This window comes from Lutibacter sp. A64 (assembly GCF_022429565.1).
Classification (GTDB): domain Bacteria; phylum Bacteroidota; class Bacteroidia; order Flavobacteriales; family Flavobacteriaceae; genus Lutibacter.
Genome location: NZ_CP092487.1, coordinates 3,105,004 through 3,131,305 on the forward strand (window position 1 = coordinate 3,105,004; position 26,302 = coordinate 3,131,305).

At 29.2% G+C, this 26,302-nt stretch carries 21 protein-coding genes; 13 read left to right on the top strand and 8 right to left on the bottom strand.

Features of this window, described 5'->3' with window-relative positions; translation table 11 throughout:
• Positions 1-33: 33 nt before the first annotated feature.
• From MKD41_RS12690 to MKD41_RS12710, 5 genes are all read left to right on the top strand, one after another.
• Positions 34-1,290, top strand: a complete 1,257-nt coding sequence (locus MKD41_RS12690) for an Lcl C-terminal domain-containing protein (RefSeq protein ID WP_240242661.1) — start codon at positions 34-36, stop codon at positions 1,288-1,290.
• Positions 1,291-1,476: 186 nt separating this feature from the next.
• Positions 1,477-1,875, top strand: coding sequence for a hypothetical protein (locus MKD41_RS12695; protein ID WP_240242662.1), 399 nt, complete (start codon positions 1,477-1,479; stop codon positions 1,873-1,875).
• Positions 1,876-2,070: 195 nt separating this feature from the next.
• Positions 2,071-3,528, top strand: a complete 1,458-nt coding sequence (locus MKD41_RS12700) for a CotH kinase family protein (protein WP_240242663.1) — start codon at positions 2,071-2,073, stop codon at positions 3,526-3,528.
• A gap of 214 nt (positions 3,529-3,742) precedes the next feature.
• Positions 3,743-4,852, top strand: a complete 1,110-nt coding sequence (locus MKD41_RS12705) for a sensor histidine kinase (RefSeq protein WP_240242664.1) — start codon at positions 3,743-3,745, stop codon at positions 4,850-4,852.
• Positions 4,849-5,562 (top strand): LytR/AlgR family response regulator transcription factor, encoded by a 714-nt coding sequence (locus MKD41_RS12710; RefSeq protein ID WP_240242665.1) that lies wholly within the window; start codon positions 4,849-4,851, stop codon positions 5,560-5,562. Before MKD41_RS12705 ends, MKD41_RS12710 begins: the two co-directional genes overlap by 4 nt.
• Positions 5,563-5,602: 40 nt before the next feature.
• On the opposite strand, the gene hflX is transcribed toward MKD41_RS12710, so the two are convergent.
• The 3 genes from hflX to MKD41_RS12725 form a co-directional block, all read right to left on the bottom strand.
• Positions 5,603-6,823 carry a GTPase HflX gene (gene hflX, locus MKD41_RS12715; RefSeq protein WP_240242666.1) on the bottom strand — a complete coding sequence of 407 codons (1,221 nt, stop codon included), beginning with the start codon at positions 6,821-6,823 and terminating at the stop codon, positions 5,603-5,605.
• Positions 6,824-6,872: 49 nt separating this feature from the next.
• A complete protein-coding gene (locus MKD41_RS12720) occupies positions 6,873-7,955 on the bottom strand; it encodes a sensor histidine kinase (RefSeq protein WP_240242667.1) in 1,083 nt (360 codons plus the stop codon).
• Between the two features lie 227 nt (positions 7,956-8,182).
• Positions 8,183-8,740 (bottom strand): tetratricopeptide repeat protein, encoded by a 558-nt coding sequence (locus MKD41_RS12725; protein ID WP_240242668.1) that lies wholly within the window; start codon positions 8,738-8,740, stop codon positions 8,183-8,185.
• An 84-nt stretch (positions 8,741-8,824) separates the two neighbouring features.
• Here MKD41_RS12725 and MKD41_RS12730 point away from each other — a divergent pair.
• Together MKD41_RS12730 and MKD41_RS12735 are read left to right on the top strand one after the other, a co-directional pair.
• Positions 8,825-9,999, top strand: a protein-coding gene (locus MKD41_RS12730; protein ID WP_240241930.1) for an IS3 family transposase whose coding sequence is annotated in 2 segments (ribosomal slippage) — positions 8,825-9,074 and positions 9,074-9,999 — 1,176 coding nt in all. Because the reading frame shifts where the segments join, the coding sequence is not laid out codon by codon here.
• A gap of 326 nt (positions 10,000-10,325) precedes the next feature.
• Positions 10,326-11,297, top strand: coding sequence for an endonuclease/exonuclease/phosphatase family protein (locus tag MKD41_RS12735; RefSeq protein WP_240242669.1), 972 nt, complete (start codon positions 10,326-10,328; stop codon positions 11,295-11,297).
• Between the two features lie 53 nt (positions 11,298-11,350).
• Here the strand turns inward: MKD41_RS12735 and MKD41_RS12740 are convergent, their stop codons facing one another.
• From MKD41_RS12740 to MKD41_RS12750, 3 genes are all read right to left on the bottom strand, one after another.
• Positions 11,351-11,677 carry a hypothetical protein gene (locus MKD41_RS12740; RefSeq protein WP_240242670.1) on the bottom strand — a complete coding sequence of 109 codons (327 nt, stop codon included), beginning with the start codon at positions 11,675-11,677 and terminating at the stop codon, positions 11,351-11,353.
• A gap of 192 nt (positions 11,678-11,869) precedes the next feature.
• Positions 11,870-13,936, bottom strand: a complete 2,067-nt coding sequence (locus MKD41_RS12745; RefSeq protein WP_240242671.1) for a DUF5689 domain-containing protein — start codon at positions 13,934-13,936, stop codon at positions 11,870-11,872.
• An 11-nt stretch (positions 13,937-13,947) separates the two neighbouring features.
• The gene (locus MKD41_RS12750) at positions 13,948-16,701 is read right to left on the bottom strand and encodes a TonB-dependent receptor (RefSeq protein ID WP_240242672.1); all 2,754 of its coding nucleotides are present in this window, start codon (positions 16,699-16,701) and stop codon (positions 13,948-13,950) included.
• Between the two features lie 319 nt (positions 16,702-17,020).
• Here MKD41_RS12750 and MKD41_RS12755 point away from each other — a divergent pair, with 319 nt between their 5' ends.
• Complete coding sequence (locus tag MKD41_RS12755) at positions 17,021-18,085, top strand: endonuclease/exonuclease/phosphatase family protein (protein ID WP_240242673.1); 1,065 nt, start codon at positions 17,021-17,023, stop codon at positions 18,083-18,085.
• Between the two features lie 38 nt (positions 18,086-18,123).
• Positions 18,124-20,031 (top strand): alpha/beta hydrolase family protein, encoded by a 1,908-nt coding sequence (locus MKD41_RS12760; RefSeq protein WP_240242674.1) that lies wholly within the window; start codon positions 18,124-18,126, stop codon positions 20,029-20,031.
• Positions 20,032-20,332: 301 nt separating this feature from the next.
• On the opposite strand, the gene recJ is transcribed toward MKD41_RS12760, so the two are convergent.
• Positions 20,333-22,030, bottom strand: a complete 1,698-nt coding sequence (gene recJ, locus MKD41_RS12765) for a single-stranded-DNA-specific exonuclease RecJ (protein WP_240245039.1) — start codon at positions 22,028-22,030, stop codon at positions 20,333-20,335.
• 138 nt (positions 22,031-22,168) lie between these two features.
• Positions 22,169-23,206, bottom strand: a complete 1,038-nt coding sequence (locus tag MKD41_RS12770; RefSeq protein WP_240242675.1) for a glycosyltransferase family 9 protein — start codon at positions 23,204-23,206, stop codon at positions 22,169-22,171.
• Positions 23,207-23,324: 118 nt separating this feature from the next.
• Here MKD41_RS12770 and MKD41_RS12775 point away from each other — a divergent pair, with 118 nt between their 5' ends.
• The 4 genes from MKD41_RS12775 (at position 23,325) to MKD41_RS12790 (ending at position 26,300) form a co-directional block, all read left to right on the top strand.
• Positions 23,325-24,182 (top strand): YicC/YloC family endoribonuclease, encoded by an 858-nt coding sequence (locus MKD41_RS12775; RefSeq protein WP_240242676.1) that lies wholly within the window; start codon positions 23,325-23,327, stop codon positions 24,180-24,182.
• Between the two features lie 4 nt (positions 24,183-24,186).
• The gene (gmk, locus tag MKD41_RS12780) at positions 24,187-24,759 is read left to right on the top strand and encodes a guanylate kinase (protein ID WP_240242677.1); all 573 of its coding nucleotides are present in this window, start codon (positions 24,187-24,189) and stop codon (positions 24,757-24,759) included.
• 4 nt (positions 24,760-24,763) lie between these two features.
• Positions 24,764-25,345, top strand: coding sequence for a nicotinate (nicotinamide) nucleotide adenylyltransferase (gene nadD, locus MKD41_RS12785; RefSeq protein ID WP_240242678.1), 582 nt, complete (start codon positions 24,764-24,766; stop codon positions 25,343-25,345).
• An 85-nt stretch (positions 25,346-25,430) separates the two neighbouring features.
• Complete coding sequence (locus tag MKD41_RS12790) at positions 25,431-26,300, top strand: M23 family metallopeptidase (protein ID WP_240242679.1); 870 nt, start codon at positions 25,431-25,433, stop codon at positions 26,298-26,300.
• The last annotated feature ends 2 nt before the right edge of the window (positions 26,301-26,302 follow it).

Genomic DNA, 26,302 nt, shown 5'->3' on the forward strand with positions numbered 1-26,302 from the left:
AATAATATCCATAAAAAATTAAAATTTATTATTATGAAATTAACAACAAAATTTTTAAGTGTTTTATTTCTTTCATTTTTAATTAGTGCAATTAGCTGTAGTGATGATGAAATTAATGGTACAGACACAAATTCTAATTCAGAATTAATCATAAATAATTACATTCAAATTGCTACAGGACAAACAACATTATACAATAATGATGGTGAAGTATTAAGTAGTTTAAATACTGGAGATCGCTTTTACGGACAAGATGCCAATTACCAAAAAGGGGTAGCTATGTCTTTTAAAGATAATAATGATGGAACTATAACAGATAATAATACGGGTTTAATGTGGGAACAAATACCTACACCTGATGAGTTTACTTGGGAAGAAGCTAAAGAATATTGCGAAAATCTTGAATTAGGAGGCTATGATGATTGGAGATTGCCAAGCTTAAAAGAACTATATTCTGTTGCAGATTTTAGTGTCGGTTGGCCGTATATTGATACTGACTATTTTGCATTAGCAAGTGGAGAAGTTTCTAAAGACGAGCAATTTTGGTCTAGTAATTTATATGTTGGCGTTACCGTTGAAGGTGGATCAAACGCTGCTTTTGGTGTTAATATTGTAACCGGACATATTAAAGCCTACGCAGCTTCAATGCCAGTAGATGGAGATATAGATGCTGGAACTCCTCCTGATTCTGGAACTCCTCCTTCAGCTGACGGAGATGGTATTCCAACTGGTAATCCTTTAGCAAAATATGTACGCGCAGTAAGAGGAGATACTTATGGTACTAATAATTTTGTAGATAATGGAAATAATACTATTTCAGATAATAATACGGGTTTAATGTGGGCTAAAGAAGATGATGGTGTAGTATTAGACTGGGAAGATGCATTAGCGTATGCCGAAAATTCTGAATTAGCAGGTTATACAGACTGGCGTTTACCTAATGTTAAAGAACTACAAGGTATTGTAGATTACTCACGTTCTCCAACAGCAACTGATCCAGCAAATGTTGGACCTGCAATAGATCCAATATTTAATTGTACAGAAATGACAAGTGAAGCTGGATATGATGATTATGGTTATTATTGGACAAGTACGTCAGCTAACTTTACAAGTGGACAACCTTATTATTATGCCTGGTATGTTGCATTTGGTAGAGCTGTAAATGCAGAAGGTGAAGATTTTCATGGTGCTGGAGGAGTTCGATTTGATACTAAAGATGAAGATGGTCCTGCAGGAGAAGATGCCGAGCGTTATTTTAATTATGTAAGATTGGTTAGAAACATAAATTAAGTTTGGTTTAAATTCAGTCTTGTTATTTTACTAAAAATAACGAGACTTTCTTTTTTCAAACAAATGAAACATTGATTTGGTTGATAAAATCAACTAGTTTGTAGATTTTAGTTTATTAACTCTACAAACCTTCGTTTCTTTGATGTAAGATTAAAAAAAAGAATACTAATTTAAAAAATATAAATTATGAAATTAAATAAAATAAAAGGTTTTAAAGTTTTAATTGTTGCATTAATTTTTTCAACTACAGCATTTGCTCAACAAAGAGGTGGGCAACGCGGAGGAGGACAAGGAGGGCAACAAGGTCCGCCAGCAGCACCAACTACAGAAGAAATTGTAAAAATGGTTGACGACCTTTCTAGTGAAATTTTATTGTCAGAAGAACAAAAAACAGAAGTGTTAACATTGTATAAAAAACACTTTGAGGAAATTGAAAGTAAGACAAGTTCTGGAAGACCAGATAGAGATGAAATGCAAGCACTAAAAGAAGATTTTGAAGATAACGTTAAAGCTGTTTTAACAGAAGATCAACAAAAGCTGTACACAGCTTATCTAAAAAAAAATACTAAAAAAAGAAGATCATAAAGTAAGTTTGAATTAATAAATGTTTAGGTTAAGTTTAGGCTCCAATAATTATATTTTAATTATTGGAGTTTTTTTTTTAATGCTTATTTATGTTTTCGTAGATAAAAAACGCCAGTTCATTGATTCTTTTTTAAAAGTATATCTAAAAAATAGAATTTCGCTCAAGATTAATAACAACTAATAAATAGCCATAAAATGAAAACACCATTTTTAATAAAAACAAGTCTTTTGGTATTGTCTACTTACTTTTTAGTGAGTTGTACAGATGATACTAATACAATTGCAGATATAGAAACAGAAATTGGAGAAGGTACTAATACAGAAGTACAAATAACTGATTTAGATTTTGAACCAACAGATTGGACTGAGGAAACACATAGTAAAAATGTAGACCCAAACTTTGATGAGGTATTTAGTAATACAGAAGTAAAAAGATTTGATTTTGTTATTTCAGAAGACAATTGGGAAGCAATGCTAAATAATATGACTGATTTATATGGAAATTTTGGAGGTACATTTAGTGGGCCTGGTGGTTCATTTCCAGGAGGAGGAACTGCTTCTGTTTCTTCAGATGAAGACCCTATTTTTGTTCCAGGTTCTGTGTATTACAACGGTAAAGAATGGTATAAAGTAGGTTTGCGTTTTAAAGGAAACTCTAGTTTACAAAGTTCTTGGCAAGCTGGTATTTTAAAATTGGCTTTTAAAATGGATTTTGATGAGTTTGAAGATGATTATCCACAGATAAAAAATCAACGTTTTTACGGGTTCAAAAAATTTAGTCTAAAAAATAATTATGATGATAGCTCATTTTTAAGAGAGAAAGTAGCTACAGAAGTGTTTCAAAATGCTGGGTTAGCAGCTTCAAATACGTCATTTTATACACTTTATGTAGATTATGGAGATGGACCAAAATATTTTGGATTGTATACTTTGGTTGAAGAGGTTGATGGTACTGTAATTGACACTCAATTTTCTAGCGATGAAGGAAATCTGTACAAGCCAGAAGATTATGGGGCAAGTTTTGAAGAAGGAACATTTAATGAAGAAGGGTTTACCAAAAAAACTAACGAAGATGAAGCTGATTGGACAGATATTGAAAATGTATTTTCTGCTTTACACGCAACAACAAGAACTACAGATGCCGCAACTTGGAGAACTAATTTAGAAGCAGTATTTGATGTAGATACATTTTTAAATTATTTAGCCGTAAATACAGTAATTCAAAATTGGGATACTTATGGTAGAATGGAACATAATTACTACCTATACAACAATCCAGAGAATAACTTAATAACGTGGATTCCTTGGGATAATAATGAAGCCTTACAAGAAGGTAAATTAGGAGGGTCATTAAATTTAAATTTCTCAGACCTTTCAAGTGGAGATTGGCCTTTAATTGAATATTTATATGATGATGAAGTATATAGAGCTAAATACGATAGTTATGTACAAGCAACAATTGATGGGCCTTTTGAAACAAGTTACATTCAAGGAGTTTACGATACATATTCGAGTTTAGTAGAACCGTATGCAACTACAGAATTAAGTGGTTTCTCATTTTTAAGTAATAGCAATTCGTTTTATTCTGCAATTTCAACATTAAAAGCACATGCTGCAAGTAGAGCATCAGCTGTAAATAATTATTTGAATTAGTTTAGTTTTAATATCTTTGTTCGTGTTTTTTAATTAAAACATAGACAAAGATATTATTTTTGATTGTTTACAATATGGCATTTTTAAACTGAACTTATTTTAGCAATTCTTCTCTATTTAAAAAATTAGAACTAAGCTTTAGTTAACCAATACATTTTAGACTTACAAATTAAAATGTTTTATATAAAGAATTTTAGTAAGTATACTATAAAAAATGAAACTTATAAAGAAAAATTACAATTTCGCATCTTTTGAACCTTTTATAATTATTGCCTTTTGGGCATTATTATTTGCTTCTCCTTTATTGTTTGGTCGTTATGAAAAACAAATAGAATGGGATCAAGTTTTTAAGGTTTGGATAAATTATTTACCTTTATTAGCTTTGTTTTTAGTAAATAGGTTTATACTACTTCCCAAGCTTTTTTTTAAGAGTAAAAAACTATTGTATTTTGTTGTTACTTCATTAGTTATTTTAATTATAGCAACAGGAATTTATTCTTTTGATAAAAATAATGATATTCCTAATTTAGAGCCTCCGGTAATGGAGTTACAAAAGGGAAATCCACCTCCAATACGCCAAGGGAGAGATTTACCTCCACCCAAAAACCTTAGGTTAGGCAATAGTCCTAGGCCAATACCATTGTATGCTAATTTTTTGATTTTAGCGGTTTTATTGGTAGGGTTCGATGCTGGTTTGCAAATTTCAATGCGCTGGGCAAATTTAGAGCAAGAAAAATTTAAAATTCAAAAAGAAAGTGTAGAAAATCAATTGGCTTTTTTAAGAAACCAAATCAGTCCACATTTTTTTATGAATACACTTAACAATATTCATGCGCTTGTTGATATTGATACTGAAGAATCTAAAAATGCAATCATTAAATTGTCTAATTTAATGCGTCATTTATTATACGATTCTGAAGGAAAATCAACTTCAATAAAAAAAGAAATTGAATTTATTGAAAGTTATATTGAATTGATGAAACTTCGTTTTTCAAGCAAAGTGAAAATTAATGTTGAAATTCCTTCAGAAATACCTGATAAATCAATTCCGCCATTGTTGTTTACTTCATTATTAGAAAATGCTTTTAAACACGGTGTAAGCTATAATAAAGACTCTTTTATTAATATTTTAATGCGTTTTACTGAAGATAAATTGCAATTTGAAATTGAGAATAGTAACCATCCTAAAAAAGACGATGAAGCTTCAGGAATTGGTGTAGAAAACACCAAAAAAAGATTGGCTTTATTATTTAAAGATAATTTCGATTTTAAAATCTCTGAAACTAAAGAGGTTTACAAAGTTAATTTAAGTATACCGTTATGATAAAATGTATTGCAATAGATGATGAGCCATTAGCTTTAAGGCAAATTACAAGTTATATTGATAAAACACCTTTTTTAGAACTTCAAAATAGTTTTGAAAGCGCCATTGAAGCATTATCTTACCTTCAAGAAAATAGTGTAGAATTAATGTTTGTAGATATTAATATGCCCGATTTAAATGGAATGGACTTTGTAAAATCTTTAGAAAATCCTCCTAAAATTATTTTTACAACCGCATATAGCGAATATGCCTTGGAAGGCTTTAAAGTTGACGCCTTAGATTATTTATTAAAACCTATTGATTATGCAGCATTTTTAAAATCTTCAAACAAAGCAAAATCTTGGTTTAGTTTACAAAATTCTAAACCCGAACAAATTAATAGTAATAACGATTTTTTATTTATAAAATCTGAATATAAAATTTTACGTGTTAAATTAAATGATATAAAGTATATTGAAGGAATGCGTGAATATGTGCGTATTCATTTAATTAATGAAAAGCCAATTATGACCTTGTTAAGTATGAAAGTTGTAGAGCAACAATTACCTAGCGATAGTTTTATGCGTGTGCACCGTTCTTTTATTGTAAATTTAAAAATGATTACAACTATTGAACGCAATAGAATTGTTTTTGACAAAGTTTACATTCCAATAAGCGAACAACATAAGGAAGATTTTCAAAAATTTATAAATAATAATTTTTTATCATAAAAAAACCTAACAGGTTTTTAAAACCTGTTAGGTTTAAGTATTAATTAGCGTCTTCTTCTGTATATTCATCGTATAAAAAATCGTTATACGGAAAACGCGTAATGTGTATTTTTTTTACTTCTTCAAAAACTTTTGCTCTAAACTCTTCCATATTTTCTTTGTTAAGAGCTGAAATAAATAAGCAATTATTTTCATCTAATTTATTCATCCATGTTTTTTTCCAATCTGCTAAAGTATAGTGTGCTTTTGTTTTTTCGGTAACTAAATCATCCTCATCGATAGTTTGATGTTTATACGCATCAATTTTATTAAAAACCATTATAGTAGGTTTGTCTACACTTTCAATTTCATCTAAAATTTTGTTTACAGATGCAATATGATCTTCAAAATTTGGATGCGAAATATCCACAACATGTAGTAATAAATCAGCCTCTCTAACTTCATCTAAAGTAGATTTAAAACTTTCAACTAATTGTGTTGGTAATTTTCTAATAAAACCAACGGTATCGGTTAATAAAAATGGAATGTTTTTAATTACAACTTTTCTTACAGTTGTATCTAATGTAGCAAATAGTTTATTTTCTGCAAACACTTCACTTTTACTTACAACATTCATTAACGTAGATTTACCAACATTTGTATAACCTACAAGAGCAACACGTACCATTTTACCACGGTTTTTACGTTGTACAGCCATTTGCTTATCTATGGTTTTTAATTTCTTTTTAAGCAAGGTTATTTTATCGCGTATAATACGTCTATCTGTTTCAATTTCTGTTTCACCAGGTCCACGCATACCAATTCCCCCTTTTTGACGCTCAAGGTGAGTCCAAAGTCTAGTTAATCGAGGTAGTAAATATTGACATTGAGCTAATTCTACTTGTGTGCGTGCATAACTTGTTTGCGCTCTACCGGCAAAAATATCAAGTATTAAATTGGTTCTATCTAGTACTTTACAGTCGAGCACTTTTTCTATATTACGCAATTGTGAAGATGAAAGCTCATCATCAAAAATGGCAGTTTCTATATTGTTAGCAGTCATATAGGCTTTTACATCTTCCAATTTTCCTGTACCAATATATGTTTTAGGATGTGGGTTTTCTAATTTTTGAGTAAACCTTTTTACAGCCTTACCACCAGCGGTTAATGTTAAAAACTCTAGTTCGTCTAAATATTCGTTAGATTGATCTTCATCTTGATGTTGCGTTACAACTCCAATTAAGACAGCTTCTTCAGATGTTACTTTTTTCTCTTCTATCATATTGCAAATTTACAAATTAGTTTATTTGAAAATAGAAAATGATTTTTTTTTAATAAGGAAGTGTAAAATAAAAGGTTGTGCCTTTGTTTTCTTCGGATTCTAGCCAAATTTCACCATTTAATAAAGTTACCAATCCTTTACAAATACTTAATCCTAGGCCATTTCCTACTTTAAAATCACTTTCATCTGCTTGAAAAAAACGTTTAAAAATTAAGTTAAACTTACTTTTAGATATGCCGTTTCCAAAATCTCTTACATAAAATTCTACGTAAACTTTCTTTTTATAATATTTTAAATAATATCCAATTTCAATAATTTCTTTATTTGGAGAAAATTTTACGGCATTGCTAATTAAGTTATTGACAATTTGAGAAAACCTGTTTTCATCCGAAGTAATAAAGTTATCTTGAATTGTTTGTGATGGAAATAATTTAAGTTCTAAATTTTTTTTAGCGACTAAAGGATTTGTTTTTTTCTGAATTTCAATAATTTCATTTAATGTTTGCTCAAAATTAAATTTTTTAGATACTGTTTTTAATTGGTTAGATTCTAATTTTGAAATATCAATAATATCATTAATTATTGTCATTAAACGTTCTCCAGAAATGTTGATAATATCTATAAAATGATCTCTTTTTTTTGCATCTAAATTTGTGTTTTTTAAAAAATTAGAAAATCCCATAATTGCATTCATTGGAGTTCTAATTTCATGACTCATATTGGATAAAAAAGCAGATTTTAAACGGTCGCTTTCTTCTGCCTTTTCTTTTTCAATTAACAATAAATTAAATGCTTTTTTACGTTCCTTTTTTTGTTTGTATAACACATGTATAAACACTAGAAAAAAAGCACTAAAAATAATAAGTACGTAAATTATAATAGATCTATTCTTTAATTCAAATGCTGCAATTTTTTTATTGTTCTCTAATAAAGAAATTATATGTTCTTTTTCTTCTAGTTCATAAATTACATCTAATTTTGCTAATTGTTCATGTTTTTTAGAGCGTAAAACACTATCTCTATTTTTTTGATAAAGTTTGTGGTTAAATAGGGCCTTTTTATAATCTCCTTTTGCTTCATAAGCATTGCTTAGATAATTAAAATTTTCATATTCGAAAAATAGATATGGCAAACCTTTTGACGCTTCTAAACTTTTATCAACATAGATTATTACAGAGTCGTATTCTTTTAAATTTAGTTTGGTGTGAGCTATGTTTTTAAGTATTAAAGGCTTTAGATTGGTTAGATTTATGCTGTCTGTTAGCTGAAAAGATTTGTTAAGGTAATGTAATGCTTTAGCATGTTCTTTTTTTAATAAATAGCATTCGCCTATATTAGAATAGCAAATAGCAAGACCTTCTAAATCGTTGTTTTTTTTGAAATTTCTATAGATTTAAAATAGTATTCTAGACCTTCGTCAATTCTTCCTTGCTCAGAAATTGCATTTCCCAGATTTATATATGCAGAGATTAGGCCTTCTTCATCTTTGTTGTTTTGGTAAATTCTTTTAGATATTTGGTAGTGTTTTTCGGCTTTTTTATAGCTTTCGTTATCAAAATATAAACTACCAAAACCATTGTTAACATCTGCAATTCCAATACTATCATTCAATTTTTTAAAAATATCAAGTGATTTTAGATAGTATTCAATAGATTTATCTATGGAGTTTAAATAGCTAAAACTGTAACCAATATAGCTATAACATAGTGCAATTCCTTGCTGGTCATTAATAGATTTATAGAGTTCTATAGCTCTGGAATAATAGTTTAGAGCATCTTTATAGCGTTCTTCATCATCTAAAGAATAGCCTAAATTTAATAAACAAAGCGCTTCAAGTTTTTTGTTATTTAATTGTTTAGATAATTCTAATGCTTTGTTGTAATACACTATAGAAGAATCTATAGATGAGTAATACATGGAGTCTCCATAGTCAATTAATAACTGGAATACCTACATTTATAGTTACAGTTAAAACGGCTCATAAATTAATATATTTGAATTATGAGTAAAACAAAAAGGTACGACAAGGAATTTAAGATTATGTTAGTAGAATTAATGCTCTCAGGTCAGAGTGCAGAAGATTTGGGGAAAGAATATGGTGTCCATTCTGCAAGTATACGCAGTTGGAAAAGATCCTATTTATCAAACCGAGAATCTTTTACAGGTTCAGGAACTCCGAGCTTAACACCAGAAGAAAAAGAGATTCGAGAATTGAAAAGGCGTCTTAGAGATGCTGAGATGGAGAGGGATATCTTAAAAAAGGCGGTGAGCATCTTCTCCAAGAACGACAGGTAAAGTACAGGTTTATAAATAAACACAGTACCAACTATCCTGTTGAGAAGATGTGTAAACTTTTAAAAATTAGTAGAAATTCTTATTATCAATGGCTAAGAAATAGTAGTATTATCAGAGTCTCTAAAACAAGAATACTTAAAGCGAAAATTTATCAAATATGGAAAACAAATCGTAAAGTATATGGTAGTTATAAAATCACTAAAACCTTAGCTAGAGCGGGATATCATTATCATCCATCGTATATTTCAAGACTTATGCAGCAAATGGGAATTAGAAGCCAATCTAAAAGAAAATATGTAGTTACAACGAATTCTAATCATAATTATAACATCAGTCCTAATATATTGAATAGGAATTTCAACATAAAAGAACTTGGTAAGGTTTGGGTTTCTGATATTACCTACATTCGATGTAAAGACAAATGGATTTATTTAACTACTATGATAGATTTAGCTGATAGAAAGATTGTTGGATGGTCTTTAAGCAATGATATGACTGTAGAAAATACAGTTTATAAAGCCTGGGCAAGAGCTAGAAAAAACAGACCCATTTCAGATGATTTTATTTTTCATTCTGATAGAGGGGTTCAATATGCGTCAGGTAAAATGACTGCTATTTTTAGGCATAATAAAAAGATAAATCAAAGTATGAGTAGAAAAGGTAATTGTTGGGATAATGCAGTAGCTGAATCATTTTTTAAAACAATTAAATGCGAATTAATTTACAGAAGATCATTCAAAACCTTTATCCAGGCATATAGTCAAATAGATAGTTATATTCATTGGTATAATACTAAAAGAATACATCAGTCTTTAGACTATTTAACTCCTCTAGAAATGGAAATAATATTAAAAAATATCAAAACTAAACGAGCCGCTTAAAAATGTAATCTTTTTTGTAGGAATATCAAACTGTGCCTTAAGAGTGTCGTTTTTAACTGTGGTTAATTTATGTTTTATACTTTCGCGAGAGTTGTGAGCATATAAAGCTTTAATTGTTAAACACAGAAAAAACAATATAAAATAAATTGTTTTATTTGGGTTTAGTAATTTCATTAAACTAAGGTTAGTTGCTTTTATTTTAATTAAAAATTATTGGTAATAAGTAATTTACTATTTTTATTGGCTTTAAAAAGTGATAACTATCATTTTTTTAATAAAGTTAAAAATCTGTATTTTAGCAAATCATATAAATACACCACTTTTTTATGTTTTCATTTTTTAAATCGAAAGGAAAAATTAAACACGCATATACCATTGCATTTTACAATCTCGAAAATTTATTTGATACCAAAAACGATCCGGCTATTTTAGATGATGACTTTACTCCAAAAGGGAGGAAAAAATGGAGTTATAAAAGATATAAAAGAAAAATTAAGAAATTAAGCAGTGTAATACGTCAAATTGGTACCGAGAAATCTTTTTATACACCAGCTATTATTGGTGTTGTTGAAGTTGAGAATAGAGCTGTTTTGGTTGATTTAATCAATACAAATAATTTAAAAAATGAACATTATGGAATTGTGCATTACGATTCTCCAGATGAACGTGGAATTGATGTTGCTTTGCTTTATAAAAAAGAATTGTTTGAATTGTTGCATTCTGAAACTTTTCCACTTTATATAAATGCTGAAAATGGAGAGAGGGATTATACAAGAGATGTTTTATTAGTGAAAGGAAATTTAAATGGTGAATTGATTCATGTGTTAGTAAATCATTGGCCTTCTAGAAGAAGTGGAGAGGATTTTACAGAAATAAATAGAATTAAAGCTGCAGAATTAGTTTCAAGTATTACCAATAAAATTTCAAATGAATTTGAAGACGCTAAAATTATTATAATGGGTGATTTTAATGATGATCCAACCAGTAAGAGTGTTAAAAAATATTTAGTAAATGATACTTTTTATAACCCTATGGAGCGTTTAATTGCTTCAGGAAATGGCAGCTTAAACTATAAAAAGACCTGGCATTTATTTGATCAGGTGATTTTTTCTAAAAATTTCTTAACTGCAAAAGAAAATAAACATTCTTTTAAATACGCTGAAGTTTTTGATAGATACTTTTTAAAGGAATGGAAAGGAAAGTATAAAGGTAATCCGTTTAGAACTTATGTAGGTAAATGGTATCAGGGTGGTTTTAGTGATCATTTTCCGGTTTATGTTTATTTAAAAAAGAATTAGGTATAAAAAAACCCAAGCTTTATGCTTGGGCTTTTAAAATTTTATTAAACCTTTTACTTAATGTTAATGTTCATTGTGTAATGTTTGTTAGGTTTTCCTGGGTTCTCTAATACTTTATTATTTAAGTTTTCACGTATAAAAGATAATACTTTTTTATCTCTAGAATTTACTTTTAAAACAACTATTTCTCCTTCTGTACTAAAAGTAAAAGTTACATTTACTAAAACTTGACTTTCTATTGTATTACTAGAGTTTTCAACTAATTCTACAATTTGTTTTCTAATTTCATCTTTAGAAACATCTGGCGTAATAATTGTACTTGCAAACAAACTTGTTGTACCAAATACTAATGCAATTGCTAATAATCTAAACTTGTTCATTTTATTTAATTTTTAAGGATTATTTCATTTAATTAACTACTCAAAGTTATGACATTTTTAGCTTAATTTTTAGTTTTAAAAAGATTTAATAGAAATTGAATGAATTTTATAATTGTTGAATAATTCTTAATTATAAAATTAAATAATTAATGATATCATATATTTAAGCGTTGAAAAGCTTATTATTTTACATTATCTTAAATTTATAGAAAATCCGTTTGGAGCAATTTTCGGCGTATTTGGGTTAGAAATTAAATTATTATTAGCATCTGAGAAGCAGGTCCATTCGCTACTGGTAAATATTTTATTTGGTTCGTTTATATCTAAATTTCTAACAGCTTGTCCGTCTAAATATTCCCAATTTGTTCCATTGCCATCTTCACCAATAACACCAAAAATATCAATTCTATTTCCAGAGTTGTCAACCAGCTCGTACACGTCGTCTCCATTTCCTGAAATATAGGTAGATGTAATGGTTGGAGTTATAGAAAACAGTTCTGCAAACCCGGTATTTGCAACAATAACAAAACCACCTGCCGGAATTATAATTCCAGAAAAAACAACTGGAGAACTAGAAACGGAAGTCGATCCATTTACATATTTATTCAATTTCCAACCTGTTAAATCTATTTCAGTAGTTCCTGCATTGTACAGTTCAACAAATCTAGATGAAACACTATTTTTTGGATCAGCCACTTCTGTAATCATTATTTTAGGAATAATAACTGGGCATTCTTCATAGGCTGAGTTAAACGCTACATCTTCTAGTTTTCTAATTTCTAAGGTTGAAGTTAAAACACCTGTAATAGCACCGTTACCTTCTGGAAACTTTTCATTTGCAAAAGAAGCCTCTCCACTTGTATAAACACCTAATCTTATAGCTTCGTTACACGATTCTATTGTTCTAATTCCATCGCTATCTCCTGTATAAAAGGCAAAAGCTTTTCCTAATTCATTTAAAGTTAATTGAACATTTGTTATAGTTACTAATGTATTTTTATAAATAGGATTGTTTATTTCAGAAATAGAAATTTCAGTTGGTGTTATGGTGTAGTTTTCTCCGCTATTAAAAATAAAACTGCCAACTTTTGAAGTCTCAATTTTGGAAATTCCAGATCCGTTTGCGAAACCAATTGTTAAAACACCATCTACTTTATTCATATACAATTTGTTTAAGTTAATAAAAACTTTATCTCCACTATTATAATTTTCAAAAATTAAATCTTGATCAACTAATAATTGAATTCCGGCGGTTGGGTTTTCTATAGCATTTTGTATGCTAATGCGGTTTTTAAAATTTCCAGAGGCATCGCTAGATATTACATAACCTTCAATAATATAATTAGAGTCAATTCCAAATTCAACCATTTCATTTTGATACATTTCAGTTATTTCTAAAAGAGAAACAGTTGGCGTTAATACGTTAGAATAATCGCACCTTGGTTCTGTAAACTTTACATCATCTGTATCTCGAATATACAATTGAAAATCGTCGTAATAATTACTGAAAATTGCCACAACACTTCCTTTTCCTTCTGGTAATAATTCGTTTTTAAAATCGGAATAACCACTATTTCTTAGCAGTACTTCTCCTGTTAAATTACAATTGTTATTAAAACTTTCTAGAGTTCTATTTTCTGTAGTAGAATTTTTAATATTTGCATACGCGTTTCCAAGTTCTGTAGTTTTAAATTGTACATTATCTATTCGAATTAACATTTCTAGCATAGCTTCGCTAAGCTCATCAATTGTTACTTTCTTTGGAATAATTTCTGCCACTTCGCAAGAGCGAATAATATGGTTTTTAACTTCTAGTGAAGGTATTCTGCCCAATTCTGTGTCTGTTGCTTTTCCTATTTGAATACTTCCAAAACTATAGCCAATTGCTAACCCTTTTAATTTTACATATACTTTTCGTCCTACATTATAACTTGTGTAAATATCTGATTGATCTATCGATATTTTTATTGCTGCAGTCGGATTTTCTGGTTTGTCTTGTATAGAAAGTGATTTGTAAATATTACCAGATTTATCGTTAGAAACTACATAACCTTCAATAATTACATCGGTTTCTATTTTTGTTGCGCCACCAAAAGTGTACATGTCTTTTACTTGTGTAATGGTGTTTGTTGCTGTAATTTCGGGCTCGTTACAATCTACTTTCGGAGTTGAAAAACCATCATCTTTTACACAACTTAAATATAGACTTATTATAAGGAATAAAAATGTGGTAAATTTTAATCTTTTGAATTTATTCATAGCGTTATATTTTAAAATCTTACATAAAAATTTAAATAGTACGAGGCTTTATTTCCGTACCAATATTTTGGACCAAAAATTGGTTTTTCTAATTGTTTATCTTGTTTTAATTCTGGATAATTAGATTTTCTAGATTGTTCAAAGCCACCTGTTTTAAAAACTTCGCCTAAAACATTATTTATACCAATAAAAAAACCAGCATAGTATTGGTTTATCTTCCAAGATTTTCCTCCAACGGCATTTAATAAAAAAGCTTCTTCAAATTTTTCTTGTTTTAATAAAGCATCAATTTGATCTTGTGCTACTTCAACACCTGTTTCATCATTTATAAAAGGAACTCCATCTGCATCTGTATAAAAATTATCGGTTCTTAATAAAGGTGAAATATCTAAATAATTATTGCGGAGTAAATTTCCATTTAGTTGAAACCACCAATAGTTTGGATCTCTATATTCAAAACCTAAAGAATAAGCTTCTTGTGGTGTTCCAGAAACTCGGTAATCTTTTAAATAAGCTGTTCCAAAATCACTACTTTCATCAATTAAACTTTCGGATTGTAAGTATAAATTGGGGTTGTTATTGTATGTAAATTGACCATAAGAACCTACAGCAATTAATTTTACTGAAGGCACAACTTGATACTCAAAACTGAGCTCCGCTCCAATATTTTTTTTAGATACACCTGTAATAATTTCGTTTACAAAATCTGCTTGGTCACCTAATAAGCCTTCGGCGAAAAAGAAAGATGTTTCTATGGCGTTTGTAAATTGTGTATAAAAACCAGTTATTCTGGCTTGTATTTTGGGATTTCTAAAAATATAATTTATGTCGCTAGTAATAACTTTTTCACTGGTTAAATTGGGTGTAATATTGTTATTTACTCTAGAGTTTGAAAATGTGGTTCTAATTGTTGGCGCATTTGAAACATAAGCGGTATTTAAATTAACCAAATGTCTTCCTGTTATTTTATAGGTAAACCCGCCTTTTAAGCTTATATCTGTAAAAGTTAGTTTTTCACTTTTTCCGAAGGAACTATTTGAATAAGTTCCATTTTTATACAAACCATTTCGTTGATAATTTGTGTTTTTTAAGTTTAAAGCAACAAAATAATCGAGTTTGTTTTTAGAAAACTGTGCTTGTGTAAAGGCATTTGCAACGGAAGCATTTATTGTGTAATTGTATTGAAACTTATCGTTAACGGAAACCAATCTATCTGGGTTGTTTAAATCGTTTTGTCTTGCATCTCCTGTGGCATATTGATCTAAATCTACAAAACCATTACCGCCTAATAAATCTAACATATTTGCATAATTATTAGAGGTTAAATTTTTAAATGAAATACCTGCATGTAAGTTTAAATTACCATTTATATTTTTGGCGAAAACAGAGCTTAATGTGAGTTGATTATCATCAACCCTGTCTTCATATAAATAATATAAAGAGTTACCATTATCGGCATTTTTCTGATACATTTCTTGCCAATTTAATTGTCCGTTTTTTAAAAAATCTTGTTCTGTTAAATAGGCATTTGTATAGTCTAGATTATCTTCAAATTGTATAAAACTACTCGGTAAATATTTCCAATAAGTAGGATCTGGATTTGGGGTATTAAAATAACCCAATCTACTATTTCCAATATGTCCAAATTGATAGGCTAATGTAGTTTTTAAGGTAGTTCTATCTTTTTCATAATAATGACTCAACATTATAATTGGTTCAAAAATTTCTTTAATTCTTGAGTTTCTGTTATCGCCTTCTTGCGCTCCCCAATACGCATTGTATTGCATTCCTTTTAAGTTGTAAACTTCTTGAGTATTTGGTGAAGATTTTCCTCTGCGATTAAATGAAGTTATAGCTGTAATATTTAAACTATGATTGTTATTTAGCTTTTTTTCAGCAGCAATAAATGCAGACCAAGCATTGTATGATGCCCCTTCAAAATATCCTTCTTGTGCATATCTTTTAGAAGCAGAAGCAACAAATGCCCAATTGTTTTTATTAAAACCTGTTGCATACATTGCCATAATACGCCCTGTATAACTTTTATTTGCTGAAGCAAAAGAGACTTTTCCTCCTGGGCGATATTCCGAAGCACGTGTGTTAAAATTTGTTGTTCCTAAAATGCCTCCAAAATTATTTTCTGAAGCTTGTATTCCATTAGAAAATTCTTGATTTCTAAAAACATCATTTAACCCGCCCCAATTACTCCATTGTGGCCTGCCATCGTACAATTTATTCATTTCAATACCATTAATTAAAATAGAACCATAACTAGAATCGTATCCTCGGACTTTAAACCATGCTTGGCTAAAATTAAAAGAAGCAGCTCTTAAAAATGCGTCTTTAGAAGACTGAAATAATCCAGCGGTATAATCTGAACTTCGTTCACCATCATCAAGAAAATCGTCGTCAGTTAAAACTATTAAGCTATTTTCATCTTCATTTATTACTATTTTAGATACATAAATTACGCCTAAATTTAAAGTCTTATTTTCATCAATAATAATTGGAATTTTTTGTGATTGATAATCTTCAGAATTTATGTAAAGTATATAAGATCCTTTAGGTATATTTTCAATACTAAAATCACCATTTAAGTCAGTTTCAACAAAAAATAAATTATTTCCTAAAGTTATAGAAACACCTTTTAGTGGTTTTTTTGAGGTACTTTCAAGAACTTTTCCTTTAGTTGAAGAAGTGGTTTGTGCTTTTAAATTATAGCCATATACGAAGCACAAAAAACCTAAGATTATTAGCTTTTTCATTTGCATTTTTTTTACAAATAACAAAAAAATATTGAATTTAAAAAATATTTTTTTTAAAAACTTAAAATCAATATATTGACTTGTAGTGTTTTATAGATTTAAATGGGATTGTTTTTAGAATTTATGACACCCGTTTTTTAATGAAAAAACAATTAGTAAAATAGTTATTAATTAGTAATTATAGATGTAAAAAGGCAGTTCAACTTATAATTTATTTCATCAATTCTATTCATTTTTTAGAAGCTTCAAGTTTTGGCTTAAAAATTGTTAGTAAATTAGCACAATTAAATTTCAAATTTAACTCGATAAAAACATACAAATGAAATATATTTTACAACTTTTTTTACCTTTTCTTTTTATTTCTAATGCACTTTTTGCACAAGAAAATTATCAAATTAGAACTGTTGCTTTTTATAATTTAGAGAACTTATTTGATACTGAAAATGATACTTTAAAAAATGATGAAGCCAGTCCAATTATGGGAATGAAAGAAGGGCGCGAAGAAGTATATCAACAAAAGCTAGAAAACATGTCTAAGGTACTTGCTGAAATTGGAACTAAAGAAGCAAAAAAATCTGCAGCAATTATTGGTATTGCTGAAGTTGAAAACAGAAAAGTGATAGAAGATTTACTTGAAACTGATAATTTAAAAAATAAACAGTACGATATTATTCATTACGATTCTCCAGATTTAAGAGGAATTGATGTGGCATTATTATACAAACCAGCTTTTTTTAGACCTACACATCACGAAGTTTTTGAGTTAAAATTATGGGATGAAAATGGAATGCGTATTTATACCAGAGATCAGTTGTTAGTTTCGGGTTATTTAGATGATGAGTTAATTCATATAATTGTAAATCACTGGCCTTCTAGAAGAGGAGGAGAAGCAAAAAGTAGCCCTAAAAGAGAAAAAGCAGCGTATTTAGTTACCCAAATTATTGAAAAAATAAAATTAACAGATCCAAACCCTAAAGTTATAATTATGGGCGATTTAAATGATGATCCGCATAACGCAAGTTTAAAAAAAGTACTAAAAACTAAGTCTAAAAAAGCCGATGTTAAAGAAGGCGATATTTACAACCCAATGGAAGATATGTTTAGACGTGGACAAAACACATTGGTTTATAGAGATAAGATTAATTTATTCGATCAAATTATGTTTACTTCTCCGCTTTTAACTACTAAAAAGGATTATTCTACATATAAAATGTATAAAGCAAACGTATTTAATCCTCAATATTTAACCACTCAAACTGGAAAATATAAAGGGTATCCACATAGAAGTTTTGCTGGTAGTAACTTTATTAATGGCTATAGCGATCACTATCCAGTTTATATCTATTTAATTAAAGAAACAAGCGCTAATCAACTAAAAAATTAAATATTAAATTTGCGTAGCAAAACTTAAAAAACGTAATAATGACACAAAGAATAATAATGAGTATACTTCTTTCAATAACTTTTGCAAGTGCTTCTGCACAAGAAGTTATGACACCAAAAATGCTTTTAGAATTAAATAAAGTTTCTGCAAAAGGGATTTCAAAAGATGGAAAAAGTGTAATTTATAGCACTTCAAAATATAATGTTGCTGAAGATAAAAAAGTAACCACAGTATATCAAATTCCTATTGAAGGAGGTGTTCCTGTTGAAATAGCATCCTACAAAGATTTAATACTAAACAAAAATATTTCACCTAATGGAGTTTATGAAATTTTTACGAAAGATGTAAAGCTTAAAAAAGTAACTGGTAAAGATTTTTATCCTGAAATTAAAAATTCAAATGTGCAGATTTATGACGAATTAAATTACCGTCATTGGGATACTTGGGAAGATGGAGCCTACAGTCACGTATTTTATAAAACTACTGCAAACGGAGATGACGCTATTGATATTATGCCAAACGAACCTTTTGATTGTCCACAAAAACCTTTTGGAGGATCGGAAGATTATTTGTGGAGTCCAGATAGCCAAAACATACTTTATGTAACAAAAAAATTAAGTGGAACAGCATATGCTACTAGTACAAATACAAATATTTACAGTTATAATTTAGCATCAAAAACTACAACCAATTTAACTGAAGAAAATAAAGGATACGATACAAATCCGGCTTTTTCATCTAAAAATCAATTAGCTTGGTTGCAAATGAAAAGAGATGGTTACGAAGCTGATAAAAATGATATTATTGTTTTAATTGATGGAGAAAAAGTAAATCTTACAGAAGATTGGGATGAAACCATTCATAGTTTTGCTTGGGACGAAAAAGGCGATAAAATTTACTTTATAGCTCCTAATTTTGGAACCGTTCAACTTTTTGAAATTAAAATACCTACTTCTTCAAAAAAAATATTACAACCAAAACAACTTACAAACGGGCAATTTGATGTAAGTAGTATTGTAGGACAATCTAAAAACTTATTGGTGGTTAACCGTAGAGATATGAACCATGCAAATGAGTTGTATACGTACAATTTAAAAAATGGAGACTTAATACAGCTTAGCCATGCAAATGATGCAACTTATAATTCAATAGCTTTAAGTAAGGTAGAAAAAAGAATGGTGAAAACTTCTGACGGAAAAGATATGTTAACCTGGGTAATTTACCCTCCAAATTTCGATCCTTCAAAAAAATATCCAACAATTTTATATTGTAAAGGTGGCCCACAAGGTCCATTAAGTCAATCGTATTCTTTTAGATGGAATTATCAATTAATGGCTGCAAATGGTTATATAATTGTAGCGCCAAGTAGAAGAGGAATGCCAGGTTTTGGGGTAGAATGGAACGAGCAAATTAGTAAAGATTATGGCGGACAAAATATGAAAGATTATTTAGCTGCAATTGACGATATTTCTAAAGAAAGTTATGTAGATACCGATAGATTAGGTTGTATTGGAGCTAGTTATGGAGGTTTTTCAGCATTTTATTTAGCTGGACATCACGAAGGAAGGTTTAAAAGTTTTATAGCTCATGACGGTATGTTTAATTTACGAAGTATGTACGGAACAACCGAAGAATTATTTTTTGTAAATTGGGATTTAGGTGGTCCTTATTGGGATAAAAATAATGCTGCAGCCCAAAAAACTTTTAATGAATTTAATCCTGCTAATTATGTAGATAAATGGGACACTCCTATTTTAATAATTCAAGGAGCTAAAGATTACAGAGTTCCAGTTGGGCAAGGTTTAGAAGCGTTTCAAGCGGCTCAATTAAGAGGTATAAAAAGTAAATTACTGTACTTTCCAGAAGAAAATCATTGGGTTTTAAATGGGCAAAATAGCTTTATTTGGCATACAGAATTTTATAAATGGCTAGAAGAAACATTGTAATTTATAGTGAATTAAATATAACATAATAGGCTGTATAAAAAAATTAGAATCGTCATTCTGAATTTATTTCAGAATCTAATTGTTGTTATTTTTTATATAAGCTTTTTATGAATCTTGTCATTCCTGTGAAAACAGGAATCCATACAGTGTGAAAATGGATTCCTGCCTACGCAGGAATGACAGACGTATTTAAAATTCGTCATTCTAAATTTATTTCAGAATCTCATCACAGTAGTAAACAATAATGATGAGAACCTAAATTAAGTTCAGGCTGACGGGTTTTCTACATAAAACCCTAAATTTATTCCTCTTGAATATCCTTCAATAGCAATTGTAACGATGTATTTCCATTCCAATGATTTTCGTCTACATTAAACACCGCTTTAAACGGATTGCCATTGGTGGTTAATTCGTATTTATCTCCCATACTAAATCCAATAGCGTTAAATGTTTGTTGATGAACACCATCTAAAATACATAATTTTAAATGCGATTGATCTGCGCCTACTTTTTTACCATAGCCATTATCGCGTAACCCACTAGCCATAAAAACAGGTTTTAAATTTTGAGGTCCAAAAGGAGCTAATTGATTAATAATTCTAAAGAATTTTGGTGTTATTTCTGAAAGTGAAATTTCTGTATCTATCAAAATTTCAGGGGTTCTTAGTTCTTCGGGTAAGGTGTTTTTTACAACTTCTTCAAATTTTGCTTTAAATTTTGGGTAATTTTCAATGGTTAATGTTAAACCGGCAGCATATTTATGTCCGCCAAATTGTTCAATAAATTCTGAGCATTGCTCCAAAGCGTCATATACATCAAAACCTTTAACAGAACGTGCAGAAGCAGCTAATTTATCGCCACTTTTTGTAAAAACTAATGTAGGTCTGTAATAGGTTTCTATCAGTCTAGAAGCAACAATTCCAATAACACCTTTGTGCCAATTTTCGGCATATACAACAGTTGAAAAGTTTTCAGTTTCATTGTTTTCTTCAATTTGTTGCAGGGCTTCAATAGTAATTGCTTTATCTAAATCTTTTCTTTCTGTGTTGTTTTTTTCAATTTCTGAAGCAAATTTTATGGCGGTATCAAAATCAATTTCCGTTAATAATTCAACGGCATAATTTCCGTGTTTAATTCTTCCAGCAGCATTAATTCTAGGTGCAATAATAAAAACAACATCTGTAATTGTGAGTTCTTTTTTATCTATTTGATGAATCATTGCTTTAATTCCGGTTCTTGGATTTGTGTTTATAACTTGCAATCCAAAATAAGCCAACACCCTATTTTCACCTGTTATTGGAACAATATCTGCGGCAATTGCAGTAGCAACTAAATCTAAATATTGAATTAAATCATTTATGGTTTCACCTCTCTTACTTCCTATTGCCTGAATTAATTTAAACCCAACACCACAACCACATAATTCTTTATAAGGATATTCACAATCTGAACGTTTTGGGTCTAAAACCGCAACTGCATCAGGGATTTCATTTCCTGGTCTATGGTGATCACAAATAATAAAATCAATATCTTTTTCTTTGGCATAACTAACTTTTTCTAATGCTTTTATACCACAATCTAAGGCAATTATTAGTGAAAAATTATTGTCTTCAGCAAAATCAATACCCTTAAAAGAAACACCATAACCTTCTGCATATCTATCTGGAATATAAGTTGCAATATTTGGATAAATTGTTTTTAAATATGAGTAAAGTAGCGATACAGAAGTTGTTCCATCTACATCATAATCTCCATAAACTAGTATGTTTTCATTATTGGAAACTGCCAATTCAATACGAGCCACAGCTTTATCCATATCTTTCATTAAGAATGGATTGTGTAAATTATTTAAAGTAGGTCTAAAAAAGGCTTTTGCCTCATTAAAAGAGTGGATTCCACGTTGTACTAATAATTTAGCAATGGTATAATCAACACCTAATTTTTTTGCAAGGTTTGAAGTGATTAATGAATCTGTTTCTGGTTTTATTTTCCATCGCATAGCTATAATTTTCTTCAAAAATAAGTAAAATTAATTCGTTTTTTTGTTGTTAATAGTATTACCTAACTATTAATGTAGTACTAGGTGAGTATTAAAGATGTTAGTAATAGTTAAGCTTTTTTGTTTGAAAACAGCTTTTTAAGCAATAGCTTTTAAAACTTTTTCTATCACTTTTTCTGGTGGAATACTTTGCATTACATCATTATAACCTTCGCATACTTTATTACCATAAATAGAGCAAGGTATGTTTGGGTATTTGTTTAAATCTGGTAAAATAGCGTTTTCAAAAGGTTGATTAAAAGGTGCAAAACCTGTAAACGGATGTGTAATACCCCAAATGGTTAAAGTGTTTATGCCTAACATTGCTGCAAAATGTGCATTTCCAGAATCCATACTTAACATACAGTCTAAATTAGAAATTAATGCTAGTTCTTGTTGAAGTTTAACTTTTCCGGCAATATTTATAGTGTTGTTATATTTAGTAGCAATGGCTTCTAAAATTTCAATTTCTTTTTTACCACCACCAAATAAAAGAGTTTTTATACTATTATTTTTAGACAATTTAGCAATTACTTTTTCCATTAAATCTATTGGGTACATTTTAGAATTGTATTGGGCAAAAGGAGCAATTCCAATCCATTTTTCAGATTTAGATCCTGTAATTTTTAATAACTCTTTAGAAAGTTGTTGTTTTTTTGGAAAAACCGGATTAGAAATATTTAATTTAAATCCTAAACTTCTAAAAACATCGGCATACCGTTGGTGTGTGGTTTTTAATTGTTTAAAAACCTTGTTTTTAGTTTGTGTTAAAGCGCGTTTTTCGCTTCTTCCTTTGTCTATAAAAGCTACTTTTTTAAACGAAATTCTAAAGAAAGATCGTAAAATTATAGAACGTAAAACATTGTGTAAATCTGCAACAGCATCAATATTTAAAAGCTTTAATTCTTTATAAAGTTTATAAATTCCAAAAAAACCTTTGTGCTTATTGTTAACATCTGCTGCAAAAAAATCAACATTTTTTAGATCACCAAATAGCGGTTTTAAAAAAGGTTTTGAAAGCACTGTTATTTTAACATTCGGATGTTGTTCAATAAAAGCTCTTAGTACTGGTACGGTCATGGCTACATCTCCCATTGCAGAAAGTCTAATAACCAATAAATGTTTAGAATTATTCAAAATATAACTACTAATATTAATAATATGCATCAAAAGTACACAATAGTTTTAGTACAAAAAACTTGTTACAATTGTATGTAGTTAAATTTGCTTAAATTTGCCAAAATATTGAATATAGATGATACAATCAATGACTGGTTACGGCAAGACCGTACTGCAACTTCCAACCAAAAAAATTACGATTGAATTAAAATCGTTAAACAGTAAAAATTTAGATTTAAATGTTCGTATCCCTGCTTATTATCGAGAAAAGGAATTGTTTATTCGAAAAAAATTAGCTTCAGCTTTGGTTAGAGGAAAAGTCGATTTTTCTATTTTTATTGAAAATAATGGCGTAGAGCTTTCATCAAAAATAAATGAAAATGTTGTAAAAGAATATATGAGTCAACTAAGAAATATAGTAGATTCTAATGAAATAGAATTGCTAAAAATGGCTGTGAAATTGCCAGATTCTTTAAAAACAGAACGCGAAGAGTTAGATGAACAAGAATGGGAGCAAATAAATAAAGCAATTGAAAATACGGTTGCAGAAATAACAACGTATAGAGTTGACGAAGGTAAGGCTTTATTAGATGATTTTGTATTAAGAATTTCAAGTATTGAAGAGTTACTTAAAAAAGTTGTGGATATTGATCCGCAACGTGTTGAGCAAGTTAAAGAAAGATTAAGAAAATCTATTGCAGAATTAGAAACCAATATAGATCAAAATAGGTTTGAGCAAGAACTTATTTATTATATTGAAAAATTAGATATTACCGAAGAAAAAGTGCGATTAAAAAACCATTTAGAGTATTTTAATAAAGCTTTAAAATCTGACGATTCTAACGGGAAAAAATTGGGATTTATTACGCAAGAAATTGGTAGAGAGATAAATACAATTGGTTCTAAATCTAACTTTGCACCTATGCAAAAACTGGTGGTTCAAATGAAAGATGAACTCGAAAAAATAAAAGAACAAAATTTAAACGTATTATAAAACCATGCAAAAAGAAGGGAAACTTATTGTTTTTTCGGCACCTTCAGGCTCTGGTAAAACAACAATTGTACATCATTTATTAAAACAAACTGAATTAAATTTAGATTTCTCAATTTCTGCAACTTCTCGTCCGCTTAGAGGTAAAGAAGTAGATGGAAAAGATTATTATTTTATTTCTGCTGAAGCTTTTAAAAACCATATAGATAATGATGATTTTATAGAGTGGGAAGAGGTTTATACCGATAATTACTACGGAACTTTAAAAAAAGAAGTAGAGCGTATTTGGAACTTAGGAAAACACGTGATTTTTGATATTGATGTTGTTGGTGGGTTAAACATAAAAAAACAATTTCCAGAACAAACATTATCAGTTTTTGTACAACCACCTTCTATTGAAGAAATGGAACGCAGGTTAAGAAATAGAAAAACAGATACAGAAGAAAAAATTAAAGAACGTGTTGCAAAGGCAGCAAAAGAATTAAATTATGCTAAAGATTTTGATGTGATTTTGGTGAATGACAACTTAGAAGAAGCAAAAAATAAGGCCTGTAAATTAATTGAAAACTTTGTAAAATAAATACATGAAAGTAGGACTATTTTTTGGAACCTTTAATCCAATTCATATTGGACATTTAATAATTGCAAATTATATGGCTGAATTTTCAGATTTAGACCAAGTTTGGTTTGTAATAACACCACTAAGTCCGTTTAAGCAAAAAAAGTCTATGCTAGATAATATTCATAGGCTAGCACTTGCAGATATTGCTGTTGAAGAATATTCAAAATTAGAAACATCAAACATAGAATTTAAATTACCGCAACCAAATTATACCATTAATACATTAATACATATTGAAGAAAAATATCCAAAGCATCAATTTTGTTTAATAATGGGTGAAGACAATTTAAAAGGGTTTCATAAATGGAAAAATTACGAAACCATTTTAAAGAATTACGAGTTATATGTATATCCTAGAATTTCAGATGGAGCAGTAGAAAGTGAGTTTTTAAAACACCCACATGTGCATAGGGTAGATGCTCCAATTGTTCAAGTTTCTTCAACATTTATTAGAAAAAGTATTAAAGCTAAAAAAGATATTAGAATAATGCTAACACCAAATGTTTGGAAATATATTGATGAAATGAACTTCTATAAAAAATAATTTTGGCTTAGATTTAACACTCAAATCTATACACTCTAAAATTAATTAAACAAAATTTCGTTGTATATTTGTTTCAATTCAAACTATGGCAAAAAAACCTAAAAATAAAGGGCGGTTTAGACAAAAACTAATTAATAAGTATCGTTTGGTTATTTTAAATGAAGATACTTTTGAAGAAAAAGTATCCTTTAAATTATCACGATTAAACGTATTTGTTTTTGGAGGTTTATTTTCTGTTTTATTAATTATTGGAACCATATTTTTAATTGCTTTTACGCAATTAAGAGAGTATATTCCTGGGTATTCTTCAACCCAATTAAAGCGAGATGCAACACAATTAATTTATAAAGTAGATTCTTTAGAGCAGGTTTTAAAAGTAAATAATTTGTATATTCAAAAAGTTAGAGATTTATTAACTGGAGAAATAACCGAAGTTCAATTTGATAAAGATTCGGTGCTACAAACCATACAATTTGATAAAGATTCTGTAAATTTAAATCCCTCTGAAGCAGATTTAGAATTTAGATTAGATGTAGAAAGAGCAGATAGATATAGTATTTTTGATGAGGCAACAAAAAAAGCAGATATAGTATTTTTTGCGCCAGTTGTAGGTACTTTAACAGATGGTTACGACCCAAAAACAAAACACTTTGCGGTAGATATTGCAGTTGAAATGGGTACACCTGTTAAATCTGTAGCAGACGGAACTGTAATTTTTTCAGCTTGGACTTCAGAAACCGGACATGTTATTATTGTAAAACATTCTGGTGGATTTATATCTGTTTACAAACACAATACGGCAATACATAAAGAACAAGGCGATTTAGTAAAATCTGGAGAGGTAATTGCTTCTGCTGGAAACGCAGGAGAATATAGTACAGGACCACATTTACATTTCGAACTTTGGAATGAAGGGTATCCCGTTAACCCTGTTAATTATATTGATTTTGAATAACT